The sequence below is a fragment of the Streptomyces sp. SX-6 genome, assembly GCF_059089585.1.
In genome coordinates this window covers 167,350-184,202 of record NZ_JBTHHU010000012.1, presented here as the reverse complement: position 1 = coordinate 184,202, position 16,853 = coordinate 167,350, and the positions used below count along the sequence as shown (strand labels likewise).

14 protein-coding genes are annotated in these 16,853 nt (G+C 71.9%); 11 read left to right on the top strand and 3 right to left on the bottom strand.

The genetic code is table 11. The features are described from left to right. Window positions 1-69: 69 nt before the first annotated feature. From ACV530_RS17635 to ACV530_RS17610, 6 genes are all read left to right on the top strand, one after another. Entirely contained in the window at window positions 70-1,173 is a 1,104-nt protein-coding gene (locus ACV530_RS17635; RefSeq protein WP_494333448.1) for an ATP-binding protein, read from the top strand. Further along, complete coding sequence (locus tag ACV530_RS17630) at window positions 1,170-3,515, top strand: DUF5682 family protein (protein WP_494333447.1); 2,346 nt, start codon at window positions 1,170-1,172, stop codon at window positions 3,513-3,515. Before ACV530_RS17635 ends, ACV530_RS17630 begins: the two co-directional genes overlap by 4 nt. After that, on the top strand, window positions 3,515-4,729 hold the full coding sequence (locus ACV530_RS17625) for a vWA domain-containing protein (protein WP_494333475.1): 1,215 nt from the start codon (window positions 3,515-3,517) through the stop codon (window positions 4,727-4,729). The genes ACV530_RS17630 and ACV530_RS17625 overlap by 1 nt, the downstream gene beginning before the upstream one ends. A gap of 247 nt (window positions 4,730-4,976) precedes the next feature. Beyond that, window positions 4,977-6,155, top strand: coding sequence for an ADP-forming succinate--CoA ligase subunit beta (gene sucC, locus ACV530_RS17620; protein ID WP_494333446.1), 1,179 nt, complete (start codon window positions 4,977-4,979; stop codon window positions 6,153-6,155). An 18-nt stretch (window positions 6,156-6,173) separates the two neighbouring features. Continuing rightward, window positions 6,174-7,058, top strand: coding sequence for a succinate--CoA ligase subunit alpha (gene sucD, locus ACV530_RS17615; RefSeq protein ID WP_494333445.1), 885 nt, complete (start codon window positions 6,174-6,176; stop codon window positions 7,056-7,058). A gap of 149 nt (window positions 7,059-7,207) precedes the next feature. After that, window positions 7,208-9,439 carry a cell division protein PerM gene (locus ACV530_RS17610; RefSeq protein ID WP_494333444.1) on the top strand — a complete coding sequence of 744 codons (2,232 nt, stop codon included), beginning with the start codon at window positions 7,208-7,210 and terminating at the stop codon, window positions 9,437-9,439. Window positions 9,440-9,471: 32 nt separating this feature from the next. On the opposite strand, the gene ACV530_RS17605 is transcribed toward ACV530_RS17610, so the two are convergent. Next, window positions 9,472-10,290, bottom strand: coding sequence for a hypothetical protein (locus tag ACV530_RS17605; RefSeq protein WP_494333443.1), 819 nt, complete (start codon window positions 10,288-10,290; stop codon window positions 9,472-9,474). 249 nt (window positions 10,291-10,539) lie between these two features. Here ACV530_RS17605 and purN point away from each other — a divergent pair, with 249 nt between their 5' ends. Beyond that, window positions 10,540-11,166 carry a phosphoribosylglycinamide formyltransferase gene (gene purN / locus ACV530_RS17600; protein ID WP_494333442.1) on the top strand — a complete coding sequence of 209 codons (627 nt, stop codon included), beginning with the start codon at window positions 10,540-10,542 and terminating at the stop codon, window positions 11,164-11,166. Beyond that, window positions 11,163-12,722: a bifunctional phosphoribosylaminoimidazolecarboxamide formyltransferase/IMP cyclohydrolase gene (purH, locus tag ACV530_RS17595; protein WP_494333441.1), complete on the top strand. Its 1,560-nt coding sequence runs from the start codon at window positions 11,163-11,165 to the stop codon at window positions 12,720-12,722. The genes purN and purH overlap by 4 nt, the downstream gene beginning before the upstream one ends. Window positions 12,723-12,785: 63 nt before the next feature. On the opposite strand, the gene ACV530_RS17590 is transcribed toward purH, so the two are convergent. Beyond that, the gene (locus ACV530_RS17590) at window positions 12,786-13,397 is read right to left on the bottom strand and encodes a hypothetical protein (RefSeq protein WP_494333440.1); all 612 of its coding nucleotides are present in this window, start codon (window positions 13,395-13,397) and stop codon (window positions 12,786-12,788) included. A 209-nt stretch (window positions 13,398-13,606) separates the two neighbouring features. On the opposite strand from ACV530_RS17590, the gene ACV530_RS17585 reads away from it, so the two are divergent. The 3 genes from ACV530_RS17585 to ACV530_RS17575 all read left to right on the top strand — a co-directional run bounded on the left by ACV530_RS17585 (window position 13,607) and on the right by ACV530_RS17575 (window position 16,235). Next, window positions 13,607-14,476 (top strand): bifunctional methylenetetrahydrofolate dehydrogenase/methenyltetrahydrofolate cyclohydrolase, encoded by an 870-nt coding sequence (locus tag ACV530_RS17585; RefSeq protein WP_494333439.1) that lies wholly within the window; start codon window positions 13,607-13,609, stop codon window positions 14,474-14,476. Continuing rightward, window positions 14,463-14,906, top strand: a complete 444-nt coding sequence (locus tag ACV530_RS17580; RefSeq protein WP_494333438.1) for a DUF3017 domain-containing protein — start codon at window positions 14,463-14,465, stop codon at window positions 14,904-14,906. The genes ACV530_RS17585 and ACV530_RS17580 overlap by 14 nt, the downstream gene beginning before the upstream one ends. A 108-nt stretch (window positions 14,907-15,014) precedes the next feature. Continuing rightward, window positions 15,015-16,235 carry an NADP-dependent isocitrate dehydrogenase gene (locus tag ACV530_RS17575; protein ID WP_494333437.1) on the top strand — a complete coding sequence of 407 codons (1,221 nt, stop codon included), beginning with the start codon at window positions 15,015-15,017 and terminating at the stop codon, window positions 16,233-16,235. 68 nt (window positions 16,236-16,303) lie between these two features. On the opposite strand, the gene ACV530_RS17570 is transcribed toward ACV530_RS17575, so the two are convergent. Further along, the gene (locus tag ACV530_RS17570) at window positions 16,304-16,723 is read right to left on the bottom strand and encodes a hypothetical protein (RefSeq protein WP_494333436.1); all 420 of its coding nucleotides are present in this window, start codon (window positions 16,721-16,723) and stop codon (window positions 16,304-16,306) included. Between the last annotated feature and the right edge of the window lie 130 nt (window positions 16,724-16,853).

Here is a 16,853-nt window from a genome sequence, read left to right as displayed (position 1 = left end):
TCGAAGCGATTGTCAGTGGGGCGGTGCAGAGTTGGTGGCACATCACGGAACGTGCGACGAGGGGGAGTTGTGACCGTATCCGGAATCCTGAGTCCCGAGGCTCTGCGACCGCACGCCGAGGACGCCTTCGCCGAGGAGCTGAAGGCCCTCGCGGCCGCCGACGACCGCCCGCGCCCCGAGCGCTGGAAGCTGTCGCCCTGGGCGGTCGCCACCTATCTGCTCGGCGGCACCCTGCCCGACGGCGGCGTCATCACACCGAAGTACGTGGGCCCGCGCCGCGTCGTCGAGGTCGCCGTCGCCACGCTCGCCACCGACCGGGCGCTGCTGCTGCTCGGCGTGCCCGGCACGGCCAAGACCTGGGTGTCCGAGCACCTGGCCGCAGCCGTCAGCGGCGACTCGACCCTGCTGGTGCAGGGCACGGCGGGCACCGCGGAGGAGGCCGTCCGCTACGGCTGGGACTACGCCCGCCTGCTGGCCCACGGCCCCGGGCGCGAGGCGCTCGTGCCCAGCCCCGTCATGCGCGCCATGGCCCAGGGCATGACGGCGCGGGTCGAGGAGCTGACCCGCATCCCCGCCGACGTCCAGGACAGCCTCATCACCGTCCTGTCCGAGAAGACCCTGCCCATCCCCGAACTCGGCGACGAGGTCCAGGCCGTGCGCGGCTTCAACCTCATCGCCACCGCCAACGACCGCGACCGCGGCGTCAACGAGCTCTCCAGCGCGCTGCGCCGCAGGTTCAACACGGTCGTCCTCCCGTTGCCCGCCACCGCGGAGGACGAGGTCGACATCGTGGTCCGCCGAGTCGATCAGCTCGGCCGCTCCCTCGAACTGCCCGCCGCACCCGACGGAGTCGACGAGATCCGGCGCGTCGTCACCGTCTTCCGCGAACTGCGCGGTGGTATCACCGAGGACGGGCGCACCAAGCTCAAGTCCCCGTCGGGCACGCTCTCGACGGCCGAGGCGATCTCCGTCGTCACGGGCGGGCTGGCGCTGGCGGCCCACTTCGGCGACGGCATACTGCGCGCGGGGGACGTGGCCGCCGGGATCCACGGTGCGGTCGTCCGCGACCCGGCGGCCGACCGCACCGTCTGGCAGGAGTATCTGGAGACCGTCGTCCGCGAGCGGGCCGGCTGGCAGGACTTCTATCGCGCTTGCCGCGAGGTGACCGCATGAACGCCGTCATGATGAACGCCGTCATGCCCGCCCTGCTGGGCGTGCGGCACCACGGGCCGGGATCCGCGCGGGCCGTGCGGGCCGCGCTCGACCGGTGCGGGCCGAGCGCCGTGCTGATCGAGGGGCCGCCCGAGGCGGATGCGATCGTCCACCTCGCCGCTGACGAAGGGATGCGCCCGCCCGTCGCCCTGCTCGCACATGTCGCCGACGATCCCGGCCGTGCCGCCTTCTGGCCGCTCGCCGAGTTCTCCCCGGAGTGGGTGGCCATCCGGTGGGCCCTGGCGCACGGTGCGGCGGTGCGCTTCATCGACCTGCCCGCGGCCGTATCGCTCGCCTGGGGCGGGAGATGGGCGGAGCCGGCCGGGCAGGCCCCGCGCCCCGACCCCCTGGCGGAGCTCGCGGAGGCCGCCGGGCACGACCATCCCGAGCGCTGGTGGGAAGACGTCGTCGAGCACCGCGCCGCCGACCGCCCGGAGGGTGACGCACTCGCCCCGTTCCAGGCCGTCGCCGACGCCATGGGAGAGCTGCGGGCCACGCACGCCGACGGGTGTGATGACGGCGAGGACGCGGTGCGCGAGGCACACATGCGCCTCAAACTCCGCGAAGCCTGCCGAGAGTTCGGCGACTCGGTGGCCGTCGTCTGCGGCGCCTGGCACGTACCGGCTCTCGCCGCGCAGCGGACCGCCACCGCCGACCGGCAGCTGCTCAAGGGGCTGCCCAAGGTCAAGTCCGAGATGTGCTGGGTGCCTTGGACCCACCGCCGCCTCGCCCGCCGCAGCGGATACGGGGCCGGGATCCCCTCCCCGGGCTGGTACGGGCACCTCTTCGGCGCCCCGGACCGTCCCGTCGAGCGCTGGATGACCGCTGTCGCCCGGCTGCTGCGCGGCGAGGGGTATCCGGTGTCCTCCGCCCACGTCATCGAAGCCGCACGGCTCGCCGACACCCTCGCCGCCCTGCGCCGCCGTCCCCTTCCCGGGCTCGCCGAAACCACCGACGCCGTAAGGGCGGTGATGTGCGAGGGGTCCGACGTCCCGCTCGCGCTCGTCCGCGACCGGCTCGTCATCGGCGACGCGCTCGGCGAGGTGCCGGATGCCGCGCCCGCCACGCCCCTGCGGCGCGACCTGACACGGTTGCAGCGCAGCCTGCGACTCAAGCCCGAACCGACTGAGCGTGAAGCCGAGTTCGACCTGCGCAAGGAGATCGACGCAGCCCGCAGCAGGCTGTTGCACCAGCTCCGGCTGCTCGGCATCGACTGGGGCGCGCCAGTGCGCTCGCGCGAAGGGCTCGGCACCTTCCGTGAGACCTGGCGCCTGTGCTGGGAACCCGAACTCGCCGTGAGAGTCGCCGAATCCGGTGTCTGGGGCACGACGGTCCACGCCGCGGCGGCCGCGAAGGCCGCCGCCGGAGCCCGCAAGTCCGCCTCCCTCGCCGAGGTCACCACCCTGGCCGAGCAGTGCCTGCTCGCCGGGCTGCCCGAGGCCCTCCCCGCCGTCATGCGCGCGCTGGCCGACCGCGCCGCCCTCGACGCGGACGTGACGCAACTCGCCCAGGCCCTGCCCGCCCTCGTCCGGTCCGTGCGCTACGGCGACGTCCGCGGCACGGACACTGGTGCCCTCGGGGCAGTGGCAGCGGGCATCGCCGAGCGCATCTTCGTCGGACTGCCCGCCGCCTGCGTCGCCCTCGACCGCGACGCCGCCGCGGAGATGAGAGACCACCTGGACGCCGTGCACCGGGCGATCGCGCTGCTGGACGCCCCCGATATACACGCCCCCGGCATACGCGACCGCTGGGCCGCGGTGCTGACCGTCCTCACCGACCGCGAGGGCCTGCCGGGGGAGATACGCGGACGGGCCGCCCGGCAACTGCTCGACGAGGACCGCCTGTCCGAGGAACGCGCCGCCCGGCTCATGGAGCTCGCCCTCTCGCCGGGCAGGGCACCGGCCGAAGCGGCCGCCTGGATCGAAGGGTTCGTAGGCGGTGGTGGAGGCTCCGGCGGCATGCTCCTCGTCCACGACGACCGGCTGCTCGGCCTCGTCGACACCTGGCTCACCGGAGTGCCGGCCGATGCGTTCACGGACGTCCTGCCCCTGCTGCGCCGCACCTTCTCGGCGTACGAGCCCGGAGTGCGGCGCGCGCTGGGCGAGTTGATCCGCAGAGGCGGCACGGCCGCCCGGTCCGGAGCGGGAGCCGGCGGCGAGGAACTGGACGCGGAGCGGGCAGCGGCGGTCCTGCCGACGATGTGCCTCCTGCTCGGCATCGATCCCGCAGAACTCGACCCCGCAGAACTCGACGAGAAGACGAAGACACCGACAGCAAGAGCAGCAAGAGGAGGAGCAGCATGATGACCACGGCTGTGACGGCGGCGTCCGGCGCGGACCCCGCGGCCGAGCGGCTGCGGCGCTGGCGGCTCGTGCTCGGCGGCGAGGACAGCGAGGACAGCGAGGACGGCGGTGACGGCACCGGGTGCGAGCTCGCCGGGACCGACGCCGCCATGGACCGGACCCTCGAAGCGCTCTACGGCTCCCGGCCGCCCGAAGGGGGCGACGGCCGGCGCGGGGCGGGGCTCGGCGCGTCCGCGCCCCGGATCGCCCGCTGGCTGGGGGACATCAGGACGTACTTTCCGAAGTCCGTCGTTCAGGTGATGCAGCGCGACGCGATCGACCGGCTCGGCCTGTCCGCCCTGCTCCTCGAGCCCGAACTGCTCGAGGCCGTGGAGCCGGATGTGCACCTCGTCGGCACCCTGCTGTCGCTCGGCAAGGCGATGCCCGAGGCCACCAGGGCCACTGCCCGGGCGGTCGTCCGCAAGGTCGTCCAGGACCTGGAGCAGCGCCTGGCGTCCCGCACGCGCACCACGCTCACCGGAGCCCTCGACCGCTCCGTGCGCACCACCCGTCCCCGGCACCACGACATCGACTGGCACCGCACCATCCGCGCCAACCTCAAGCACTACCTGCCCGAGCACCGCACCGTCGTGCCCGAGCGGCTCATCGGTCACGGCCGGGCCGCACGGTCGCTGAAGAAGGAGGTGATCCTCTGTATCGACCAGTCCGGGTCGATGGCCGCCTCCGTCGTGTACGCCTCGGTCTTCGGCGCGGTCATGGCGTCGATGCGTGCCCTCGACACCCGGCTCGTCGTCTTCGACACCGCCGTCGTGGACCTCACCGACCAGCTCGCGGATCCGGTGGACGTCCTGTTCGGCACCCGGCTCGGCGGCGGCACCGATATCAACCGCGCCCTTTCCTATTGCCAGTCCCGCATCACCCGGCCCGCCGAGACGGTCGTCGTCCTCATCAGCGACCTCTACGAGGGCGGGATACGCGACGAGATGCTGCGGCGGGTCGCCGCGATGACGGCGGCCGGAGTGCGGTTCGTGACGCTGCTCGCGCTCTCCGACGAAGGCGCCCCCGCCTACGACCGGGAGAACGCCGCGGCGCTCGCCGCCCTGGGCACTCCCGCCTTCGCCTGCACCCCCGACCGGTTCCCCGACGTGATGGCGGCGGCCCTCGGGAAACAGTCGATTCCCTTGCCGGATACCGCTACCGATACGGCCATATGACGGCGCGGCCCCACCCTTGCGTGTACGGACCGAGTGCTCACCCGGTCGCCTTCTGTGAGCGTAATCACGGCCGGAGTGTGATCTGCGATTTAGGGACCTCCGGTCACCGGGGTTAACCTGCGAGACGGACATGCCGCGTCAACGGTGAACGTGTGCCGCCCTCGTTACAGATCGCGTCCTCACGCTGCCCTGCGGCACGCCCGCGCAGATAACGAACCGCGATATCCAGGAAAAGGGACGGACGCGCGTGGACCTGTTCGAGTACCAGGCGAGGGACCTCTTCGCCAAGCACGGTGTACCGGTGCTGGCCGGTGAAGTCATCGACACGCCTGAGGCGGCGCGCGAGGCCACTGAGCGTCTGGGCGGCCGTTCGGTCGTCAAGGCTCAGGTGAAGGTCGGCGGCCGCGGCAAGGCCGGCGGCGTGAAGCTGGCCGGCACCCCGGACGAGGCCGTCGCCCGCGCGACGGACATCCTCGGCATGGACATCAAGGGCCACACGGTCCACAAGGTCATGATTGCCGAGACCGCTCCGGAGATCGCCGAGGAGTACTACGTCTCGTACCTCCTCGACCGGACCAACCGCACCTTCCTGGCCATGGCGTCGGTCGCCGGCGGCATGGACATCGAGGAGGTCGCCGCCACGACCCCCGAGAAGCTCGCGAAGGTCCCGGTCAACGCCAACGAGGGCGTCTCCATCGAGAAGGCCCGCGAGATCGTCGCCCAGGCGAAGTTCCCGGCCGAGGTCGCCGAGCAGGTCGCCGAGGTCCTCGTGACCCTGTGGAAGACCTTCATCAAGGAGGACGCCCTCCTCGTCGAGGTCAACCCGCTCGCCAAGGTCGCCGACGGTCGCGTCATCGCCCTCGACGGCAAGGTCTCGCTCGACGAGAACGCCGACTTCCGTCAGCCGGGCCACGCGGAGCTCGAGGACAAGGCGGCGGCCAACCCCCTCGAGGCCGCGGCCAAGGCCAAGGGCCTCAACTACGTCAAGCTCGACGGCGAGGTCGGCATCATCGGCAACGGCGCGGGTCTCGTCATGAGCACCCTCGACGTCGTCGCCTACGCCGGTGAGAACCACGGCAACGTCAAGCCGGCCAACTTCCTCGACATCGGCGGCGGCGCCTCCGCCGAGGTCATGGCCAACGGTCTCGAGATCATCCTCGGCGACCCGGACGTCAAGTCCGTCTTCGTCAACGTCTTCGGTGGCATCACCGCGTGCGACGAGGTCGCCAAGGGCATCGTCCAGGCCCTGGAGCTGCTCAAGGCCAAGGGCGAAGAGGTCAACAAGCCGCTGGTCGTGCGCCTGGACGGCAACAACGCGGAGCTGGGTCGCAAGATCCTGTCCGACGCCAACCACCCGCTGGTGCAGCGCGTGGACACCATGGACGGCGCGGCCGACAAGGCCGCCGAGCTGGCCGCCGCCAAGTAAGGGACAGGACTTCACACCATGGCTATCTTCCTCACCAAGGACAGCAAGGTCATCGTCCAGGGGATGACCGGTGCCACGGGCATGAAGCACACCCGCCTCATGCTCGGTGACGGCACCAACATCGTCGGCGGCGTGAACCCGCGCAAGGCGGGCACCGACGTCGACTTCGACGGCACCTCCGTGCCCGTCTTCGGCTCCGTCGCCGAGGCGATGGAGAAGACCGGCGCCGACGTCTCCGTCGTCTTCGTGCCGCCGGCCTTCGCCAAGGCCGCCGTCGTCGAGGCGATCGACGCGGGCATCGGCCTGGCCGTCGTGATCACCGAGGGCATCGCGGTCCACGACTCGGCCGCCTTCTGGGCGTACGCCCAGTCGAAGGGCAACAAGACCCGCATCATCGGCCCCAACTGCCCCGGTCTGATCACCCCGGGCCAGTCCAACGCCGGCATCATCCCGGGCGACATCACCAAGCCCGGCCGCATCGGTCTCGTGTCCAAGTCCGGCACGCTGACCTACCAGATGATGTACGAGCTGCGTGACATCGGCTTCTCCTCGGCCGTGGGCATCGGTGGCGACCCGGTCATCGGCACCACGCACATCGACGCGCTCGCCGCGTTCGAGGCCGACCCCGAGACCGAGCTGATCGTCATGATCGGCGAGATCGGTGGCGACGCCGAGGAGCGGGCCGCGGACTTCATCAAGGCCAACGTCACCAAGCCGGTCGTCGGCTATGTGGCGGGCTTCACCGCGCCCGAGGGCAAGACGATGGGCCACGCCGGTGCGATCGTGTCCGGTTCGTCCGGCACCGCGCAGGCCAAGAAGGAGGCCCTCGAGGCCGCCGGCGTCAAGGTCGGCAAGACCCCGTCCGAGACGGCCCGCCTCGCGCGTGCCGCGCTGGGCGCCTGAGCCTCATACGCTCCACGGCGTGGGCCCGTATCCCGTGAGGGGTGCGGGCCCACGCCCGTATCGTCGGGCGTTCTGAACGCCCTGAACGCGACACGACGGTCATTTGTCGCTACCCGCCCGAAAGGCGCGTTGTTGGCAGCATGGCCCTCGTGACCCCAGCTGTTCACAGCGACCCCTCGCTGCCCTCGTACCCCCGGTCCGCGGCCCGGGGGCCCTCCGCGGCGAGCACGGCGTTCTTCGGCGGGGCGGTCGCCGCGGGCCTGGGGCTCGGGGTCTTCGCCACGGCCGTCCTGGCGCTGTGGATCGTGTCGCCGTACCCCGACAGCGGGCCTGCCGGGGCGCTGCACATCGCCACCGACCTCTGGCTGCTGGCGCACGGCGCCGATCTCGTACGGACCGAGACCGCCTCCGGGATGCCCGCGCCGATGGGGCTGACGCCGCTGCTGTTCACCGCGATCCCCTGCGTGCTGTTCTACCGCGCCGCCCGCCAGGTGCCGTTGCTGACCGACACCGACACCGACCCGGACACGGACTCGGACAAGGACCCGGACAGGAACGCGGACGACGCCCCGGACGACAACCCGGAGGACGACACCGAATTCCTGCTGGCCGCCCTGGACTTGAGGACGGAGGAGGACCCGCCCGTCCCGCCGCTCGCGCCCCGCACCGCCTTCACCGCGCTCCTCGGCGGCTACCTGCTGGTGAGCGTCGCCGCCGTGCTCTACGCCTCGTCCGGGCCGTTGCGCGTCGAGCCGCTCAGCGCCCTGCTGAACCTGCCGCTCGTCGCCGCCGCGTCCGCCGGCGCCGGGGTGTGGATGTCGGCGGGCTGCCCGGCGTGGACGCCGCCCCCGCCCGTCCAGCGCTACGTCCGCATGGTGCCCGGGAGCGTACGGGGCTGGTTCACGCGCCCCCACCTCGCCGCGGTGGTACGGGCCGGGGCGGCGGGTACGTCCGTACTCCTCGGCGGCGGGGCGCTGCTGCTGGCCATCTCCCTGGCCGCGCACGCCGATGCGGCGCAGGAGGCCGTCACACAGCTGGCGTCGGGCTGGTCCGGCCGGGTCGCGGTGGTACTGCTGAGCCTGGCGTTGCTGCCCAACGCCATCGTCTGGGCGGCGGCGTACGGGCTGGGCCCGGGCTTCACGGTCGGAGCGGGCAGCATCGTCGCCCCGGTGCCGGTGCCCCGGCTGGGGTCGGTCACCCGGCCCGTACTGCCGCGCTTCCCGCTGCTGGCCGCCCTGCCGCTGGAGGGCGCGGCGAGCCCGCTGGCGATGGTGGGTGCCGTGGTGCTGTCGGTGGGCGTGGGCGTCGCGGTCGCGCGCGCGGCGGTGCCGCGCGATCCCGCGCGGGCGGGGAAACGCGAGGTGGCCGCGATCGCTTTTCTCGCCGCGCTGCTGTGCGCCGCGATGGTCACCCTGCTCGCCTACGGGGCGTCCGGCCCGCTGGGCCGGGTCACGCTCGCCCGCTTCGGCCCGCCGTGGCAGTACGTGGCGGTGGCGTGCCTCGCCTGGACGGTGACCATCGGCGTACCGGGTGCCGTGATCGTCCGCTGGCGGCGCCGTGCCGAACTGCGCGTGGCGGCGCGCGAGGACGGTGGACGGACCGGGGGATGGTGGCGCCGTACGGGCATCGCGCTGGGCCTGGATGTTCCGGCCAAGGCGCCGGCCGCCGCACCGGCCCCGAAGCCCGCGGGCGTGCAACGCCGGTCATGGTGGTGGGGGTTCGCCCGCTGGCTGGGGTTCGCGGCGGAGAAGCCGAGCACGACGGAGGAGCCGAGCACGACGGAGGAGCCGAGCACGACGGAGAAGCCGAGCACGACGGAGGAATCGAGCGTGATGGGGGAGTCGAGCGCGGCGGAGGAGCCAGGCATGACGGAGGGGCCAGGCGTGACGGAGGAGCCGAGCGAGGCCGCCATGAACGAAAACGAAGAGCCGCCCCCCGCACCCGAGAAGCCCGCGGAACCGGCCCCGCCGCCCCCCGAGGCCGACGTCCTGCCCGTCCTCCCCGTGCACGGAGCCGTGCTCGGCGCCGACGGCCAGGCCGCACCGCCGCGCCGCAGGCGCCGCTGGTGGCAGCTGTCGAGGGAGACCCGCAAGGCGCGGCGCGCGGCACGGCGCGGAGCGCGGAGGACCGCCGGGCGGGCCCGGCACGCGGCGGTGCCGCGGCCCCAGCCCGCCGCTGCCACGACCGACCGCCACGCGACTGACAGCCAGGTGACCGACAGCCACGCGACCGTCAGTCACGTGACCGACAGCCAGGAGTCCACCGGCACCGACTGGCACGCCGCCCGGCAGGAGCGCTGGGCCGCGCTCAAGGACTCGGGCGGCGGTCTCGTGCCGGACTTCGAACCCCAGGATCCACACGACCCCCAGAGGACGGCCTGAGGCAGAAGACAGCCTGAGGAACTGCCTGAGGCTCAGTCCTCCGCGGTCAGCAGCGGCCGGAGCTGCTTGGGCAGGTGCGTCTCGCAGGACTGGCGCGAGGCCTGCGTCAGGGCGTCGTCGACGCATGTGTAGTAGTCGCGGTAGACCAGCTGGAAGCCGAACGTGGACACCACGATCGCCAGCGCCAGTCCGCCCATGACCAGTCCGCTGACCGCCGCCGTCACCTGCGGGCGGAAGCCGCCCGGCTGCGGTGCCGGGGTCTTGGCGTCGCGCGGCTTCGCCTTCACCTTCGCCTTGGCCCGCAGCGAGCTGGCACCCCAGTAGACGGAGAGGGCGCCCAGCAGCAGGGCCACCTCCGGGATGCTGAACAGGGCGAAGAAGAACCCCCACATGCCGGCGAGCAGCGCGTAGCGCGCACGCCGCTGGGCGGGGTCGGAGGGGTCCCAACGGGGGCCGCCGCCCTGGCCGTTCGAGGGGCCCGGGCCGCCGCCCTGCGGGCCGCCGAAGCCGCCGTCGTGCCGGCCGGGCTGACGGCTGCTCCACTGGCTGCCCCACGCCGGCGGCTGGTCGGGGCGCCCGGACTCGTCCGTACCGTTCCCGCCCTGACCCTGACCCTGACCTTGGCCCTCGCCCTGCCCCTCGGGACGGCGCGGCTGCCAGGGCCGGTCAGGACGGTCCTCCGGCGGCGGGGCGAAGGGGTTGTTGTCCCGCTCGTCCTGCCCGTCCCGCTGTTCCTTCTGCTCCCGCTGCGCCCACTGCTCCCGCGCGGCTACGCGCGTCTGCCATGGGGTGTCCCCGGAGGCGGCGGGCAGCGGGAGGCGGTGAACCGCGTGGCGGCGTCGGTCCGGCATGTGGAGTGTGTCTTCCCCTGGTGTCGTCTGTGTCGCGTCCTGCGGTCCTGCAGTCCTGCTTATCGAGCGTACGGCGGCGACGCGCTGCTCCAGACGCTACCTTCCGCATGCGCCCCCGTCCCGCGGGGGCGGATCGGTGTGCCGGTATCGTTGCTGCCGGTCGGCGGCTTCGTAGGGTCCCCCGTATCCGGGCACCCTCCTGTCTCGTACGACCATACAAACCGCACCGCCCGCAGAAAGGGCCCTGCCGTGGCCTCGCCGCCTCCCGCACCCACCCGACTCGTCGTGCTCGTCTCCGGTTCGGGGACGAACCTGCAGGCCCTGCTGGACGCGATCGCCGCGGACCCCGGCTTCGGTGCCGAGGTCGTGGCCGTGGGCGCCGACCGCGACGGCATCGCCGGGCTGGAGCGTGCCGAGCGCGCGGGCGTGCCGACGTTCGTCCGCCGCGTGCAGGATCACCCCACCCGTGCCGCGTGGGACGAGGCGCTGGCCGAGGCCACGGCGGCGTACGAGCCGGACCTGGTGATCTCGGCGGGCTTCATGAAGATCGTGGGGCCGGAGTTCCTCCGCCGGTTCGGCGGGCGCGTGATCAATACGCACCCGGCCCTGCTGCCCAGCTTTCCCGGTGCCCACGGCGTGCGCGACGCGCTCGCGTACGGCGTGAAGGCCACCGGGTGCACCGTCCACTTCGTCGACGACGGCGTCGACACCGGCCCGATCATCGCCCAGGGCGTGGTCGAGGTCCGGGACGAGGACGACGAAGCCGCTCTGCATGAGCGGATCAAGGAAGTCGAGCGACAGCTGCTCGTCGAGGTCGTGGGGCGTCTGGCCCGGCACGGCTACCGCATCGAGGGACGAAAGGTACGGATCTCGTGACCGCCGAAGGTACGAAGCGGCCCATCCGCCGGGCGCTCATCAGCGTCTACGACAAGACGGGACTCGAGGAACTGGCCCGCGGGCTCCACGAGGCGGGCGTCGAGCTCGTCTCGACCGGCTCGACGGCGGCCAGGATCGCGGGCGCGGGCGTCCCGGTCACCCGGGTCGAGGAGCTGACGGGCTTCCCCGAGTGCCTGGACGGCCGGGTCAAGACACTGCACCCGCGCGTCCACGCGGGCATCCTCGCCGACCAGCGCCTCGAGTCGCACCGCGCTCAGCTCGACGAGCTGGGCGTACGGCCCTTCGAGCTCGTGGTCGTCAACCTCTATCCCTTCCGCGAGACCGTCGCCTCGGGCGCCTCGCCCGACGAGTGCGTAGAGCAGATCGACATCGGCGGTCCGTCCATGGTCCGCGCCGCCGCCAAGAACCACCCGTCGGTCGCGGTGGTCGTCAACCCGGGCCGCTACGACGCGGTGCTGAAGGCGGTCGCCGAGGGCGGCTTCGACCTGGACGCGCGCAAGCGGCTGGCCGCCGAAGCGTTTCAGCACACGGCCGCGTACGACGTGGCCGTCGCGTCCTGGTTCGCCGGGGACTACGTGCCCGACGAGGAGGGCTTCCCGGCCTTCGTGGGCGCGGCCTTCCAGCGCAAGAACGTCCTGCGCTACGGCGAGAACCCGCACCAGCCCGCCGCGCTCTACACCAGCGGCGGCGGTGGCCTGGCCGATGCGGAGCAGCTGCACGGCAAGGAGATGTCGTACAACAACTACGTCGACACCGAGGCCGCCCGCCGTGCCTCGTACGACCACGCCGAGCCCTGCGTCGCGATCATCAAGCACGCCAACCCCTGTGGCATCGCGGTCGGTTCGGATGTCGCCGGGGCGCACCGCAAGGCGCACGCCTGTGACCCGCTGTCGGCGTTCGGCGGCGTGATCGCCGTCAACCGTCCGGTGTCGGTGGCGATGGCCGAGCAGGTCGCCGAGATCTTCACCGAGGTCATCGTCGCGCCGGACTACGAGGACGGTGCGGTCGAGATCCTCGCCCGCAAGAAGAACATCCGCGTGCTGCGCTGCCCCGACGCCCCGTGCGCGGTCAAGGAGGCCCGCCCGGTCGAGGGCGGCCTGCTCCTCCAGGACCGCGACCGCCTCCAGGCCGAGGGCGACGACCCGGCCAACTGGACGCTCGCCACGGGCGAGGCGCTGTCCGCGGACGAGCTGGCGGACCTGGCGTTCGCGTGGAAGGCCTGCCGCGCGGTGAAGTCCAACGCGATCCTGCTGGCCAAGGACGGTGCAACGGTCGGCGTCGGCATGGGCCAGGTCAACCGCGTCGACTCGGCGAAGCTGGCCGTCCAGCGTGCGGGGGAGGAGCGGGCGCGCGGTGCGTACGCCGCCTCGGACGCCTTCTTCCCGTTCCCCGACGGGCTCGAGGTGCTGACGGCCGCGGGCGTCAAGGCCGTGGTCCAGCCCGGTGGTTCGGTCCGTGACGAGCAGGTGGTGGAGGCCGCGAAGGCGGCGGGCGTGACGATGTACTTCACGGGTACGCGCCACTTCTTCCACTGAAACTGAAACGCGAAGGCCGCGCCCCCCCGGGAACGAGGGGGCGCGGCCTGCACGGCGACCGGTTCAGTAACGCGGGCGCTGGAACCACTCCGCCGAGGCGCGCTTCGCGCAGAAGACGATCACGAGGATCGACAGCACCAGCGTCACCAGACCGAGCAGGTAGACCGGGAGGGTGAAGAAGCCGCTGATGATCGCGAACGACGCGTAGACGATCGAGCCGACGCGGACCCCGTTGGCGCCCTTGCCGTAGCGGGCGGCGAGGATGAAGCCGATGATCGCGAAGACCGCGGCGAGGGCGACCAGGAAGGCGAGGACACCCTTGCCGACGTCGAGGGCCTGGCCCAGGTCCACCTGCTTGCCGTCCTTGGTGGTGACGGTCTCGCCGTGGGCGTTCTTCTTCGCGTGGTTGAGCACGGCGACAAGGGCGATGAAGAGGCCCGCCAGGATCACATGGATCGTGGCGATCACGAACATCATGACGCGTGCGGCCTTGGTGGCGCCGGGCATCTCCGAGGGCACGTACGAGCCCGGACCGCCCGGGTAACCGGCCTGCGGGTAGCCGGCCTGCTGCGGGTAGCCCGGGTACGGGGCCGCCGGGGCCTGCTGCGGGTAGGCGTAGCCCTGGGGCGGCTGCTGGGGCTGCCCGTACGGGTTGTTCTGGTCGCCGAAGCTCATGGTCGCGAATTTCCTCCGTTGGACGTGCGGGGACGGACACGGACGTCCTGGAGGTGAATAGCGTGAGCGGCCCGCTCCCCCGATACCGCCCGTGGCACGAGGATTCATCGTGGTAGGGCCCTTGACTTTTGTCCAGCTGTTACCACACGCAGGGGCCGGACGGGCTCCCTGATTGGAACGACCACTACCCGATCCTGGAGGATGGGTCCATGACCGCCCAGATTCTCGATGGCAAGGCCACCGCGGCCGCGATCAAGTCCGAACTCACCGTCCGCGTGGAAGCGCTGAAGGGCAAGGGCGTGCAGCCCGGCCTGGGCACCCTCCTCGTCGGCGACGACCCCGGCAGCAAGTGGTACGTGGCCGGAAAGCACCGCGACTGCGCGCAGGTGGGCATCGCCTCCATCCAGCGCGAACTGCCCGCGACGGCCACCCAGGAGGAGATCGAGGCGGTCGTCCGCGAGCTCAACGAGAACCCCGAGTGCACCGGCTACATCGTCCAACTCCCGCTCCCCAAGGGCATCGACACCAACCGGGTGCTGGAGCTGATGGACCCGGCCAAGGACGCCGACGGCCTGCACCCGATGAGCCTCGGCCGCCTGGTGCTGAACGAGACCGGCCCGCTGCCCTGCACCCCGAACGGCATCATCGAGCTGCTGCGCCGTCATGACGTCGAGATCAACGGCGCGCACGTGGTGGTCGTCGGCCGCGGCATCACCGTCGGCCGCTCGATCGGCCTGCTGCTCACCCGCCGGTCCGAGAACGCCACGGTCACCCTCTGCCACACCGGCACCCGCGACCTGTCGGCGCAGCTGCGCCAGGCGGACATCATCGTGGCAGCCGCGGGCGTCGGGCACCTGATCAAGCCGGAGGACGTCAAGCCGGGCGCGGCGGTGCTGGACGTGGGCGTCAGCCGGGACGGCGAGGGCAAGATCCAGGGCGACGTGGACCCGGGCGTGGCCGACGTGGCCGGCTGGCTCTCCCCGAACCCGGGCGGCGTCGGCCCGATGACGCGCGCCCTGCTGCTGGTGAACGTCGTGGAGGCCGCCGAGCGCGCGGCCGGCATCAGTGACGCCGTCTGAGCCCGGCACGCCGCACCGGCCATCGCACCGGCCGCCGCGCCAGCCCCGTAAGTCGCGCCGCTTCCCGCAGGTCACCCAGGACACCGCCCGGCCCGAGGGCGGCGGCCGGGCCGCGCCCGGGGACGCGCCCGCACCGGCGCGGCAATGGCCGCTGCTCGCGGTGCTGGGGCTGACGGGTGTGGGTCTGCTGGTCGTCGCGCTGGACGCCTTCCGGGTCGGGACGCTCCTGATCGGCATCGCGCTGATCGGCGGGGCGGTGCTGCGCTGGATGCTGCCGTCCGTGGGCATGCTGGCCGTGCGGTCACGGTTCACCGACATGTTCACGTACGGCGGGCTGGGGCTCGCGATCCTGCTGCTGGCCCTGATGGCACAGCCGCACGCCTGGCTGAAGATCCCGTTCCTCGACGACATCCTCCACTTCACGGTGTAACGGTCCTGGAGCGAGCCAGCCAGCCGGACGGGCTGAAAAGTCGGCCCGTCCGGCGTAGGGGAGCCTCCGGGACGGGCCGGGGCGGCCGGGGCGGGGAAGGATCCGCCCATGGCCAAGATCAAGGTTGCCCATCCCGTCGTCGAGCTCGACGGCGACGAAATGACCCGCATCATGTGGCAGTTCATCAAGGACAAGCTGATCCTGCCGTACCTCGATGTGGAGCTGAAGTACTACGACCTGGGCATCGAGCACCGGGACGCCACCGGCGACCGGGTCACGGTGGACGCCGCCCACGCCATCAAGGAGTACGGCGTCGGCGTCAAGTGCGCCACGATCACCCCGGACGAGGCGCGGGTCGAGGAGTTCAACCTCAAGGCGATGTACCGCTCGCCCAACGGCACCATCCGCAACATCCTCGGCGGGGTGATCTTCCGTGAGCCGATCATCATGCGGAATGTGCCGCGCCTGGTCAGGGGGTGGACCAAGCCGATCGTCGTCGGCCGTCATGCCTTCGGCGACCAGTACCGCGCGACCGACCTGAAGGTCCCCGGCGAGGGCACCCTCACGCTGACCTTCACGCCGAAGGACGGCTCCGAGCCCACCGAGTTCGAGGTGTACACGTTCCCGGGCCCCGGCGTCGCGCTGGCGATGTACAACCTGGACGACTCGATCCGGGACTTCGCGCGCGCGTCGTTCCGTTACGGCCTGGACCGTGACTACCCGGTCTACATGTCCACGAAGAACACGATCCTGAAGAAGTACGACGGCCGGTTCAAGGAGCTCTTCCAGGAGGTCTTCGACGCCGAGTTCCGGGCCGAGTTCGAGGCGAAGGGCCTGACCTACGAGCACCGGCTGATCGACGACATGGTCGCCGCGGCGCTCAAGTGGGAGGGCGGCTATGTGTGGGCGTGCAAGAACTACGACGGTGACGTCCAGTCCGACATCGTGGCGCAGGGCTTCGGCTCGCTGGGGCTGATGACGTCCGTCCTGATGTCCCCGGACGGCCGTACGGTCGAGGCCGAGGCCGCGCACGGCACGGTCACCCGCCACTACCGGCAGCACCAGCAGGGCAGGCCGACCTCGACCAACCCGATCGCCTCGGTCTTCGCCTGGACCCGCGGCCTCGCCCACCGCGGCCGGCTGGACGGCACGCCCGAGGTGGTCCGCTTCGCGGAGACGCTGGAGCGGGTGTGCGTCGAGACGGTCGAGAGCGGCCAGATGACCAAGGACCTGGCCCTGCTGATCTCCAAGGACCAGCCCTGGCTGACCACGGAACAGTTCCTGGCCGCCCTCGAGGACAACCTGCGCCGGGAGTTGGCCTCGGTGTGAGCGGTGGCCCGTGGGCGGCGGCCCGCCCTCCTCCCCCGAAGAGGGCGGACCGCCGGGTTCCGGCCGGCCTAGTACCTGTAGGACCAGGCCTTGACGTACATGGCGTGCTTCTTGCCCGATATCGTCAGGTGGACATAGAACGACTCGCCCGCCCGTGCCTGGTTCGCGTCGAGCCGGTACTGGTGGCCGTTGTTGCAGTACTGGTAGCCCGTGTCGCCGTGCGAGCCCACGGTCTTCTGGGTCTTGGTGCTGCGGATCTCCGCCTTGACCTTGGCGCCGTCGTGACCCCAGCAGCCGAAGTTGATCTCGAAGTTGTTCGTTGTGGGGACGAAGTCCCGGGTCGACCACTGCCGGGCTGCCGGGTGGGTCGCGCTCCCCAGCGACTCCCAGCCCGACAGCTGCGCCGCCTGCGCCGGCGCCGTGGTCGCGACGCCCGCTCCCAGTGCGAGGGTCGCTGCTGCGGCGGCGAGACTCTTGCGTACGTTCACGTGTGATTCCCTTCGATGAGGGACGGCGCGGGGTGGACCGCGCCGTCCGGTTCGCAGCACCGACTCTGCTGTGCCGCGCCCCCAACGGCCATGTGATCACCGGCAATTGGGTCATCGCGGGACGTCCCAC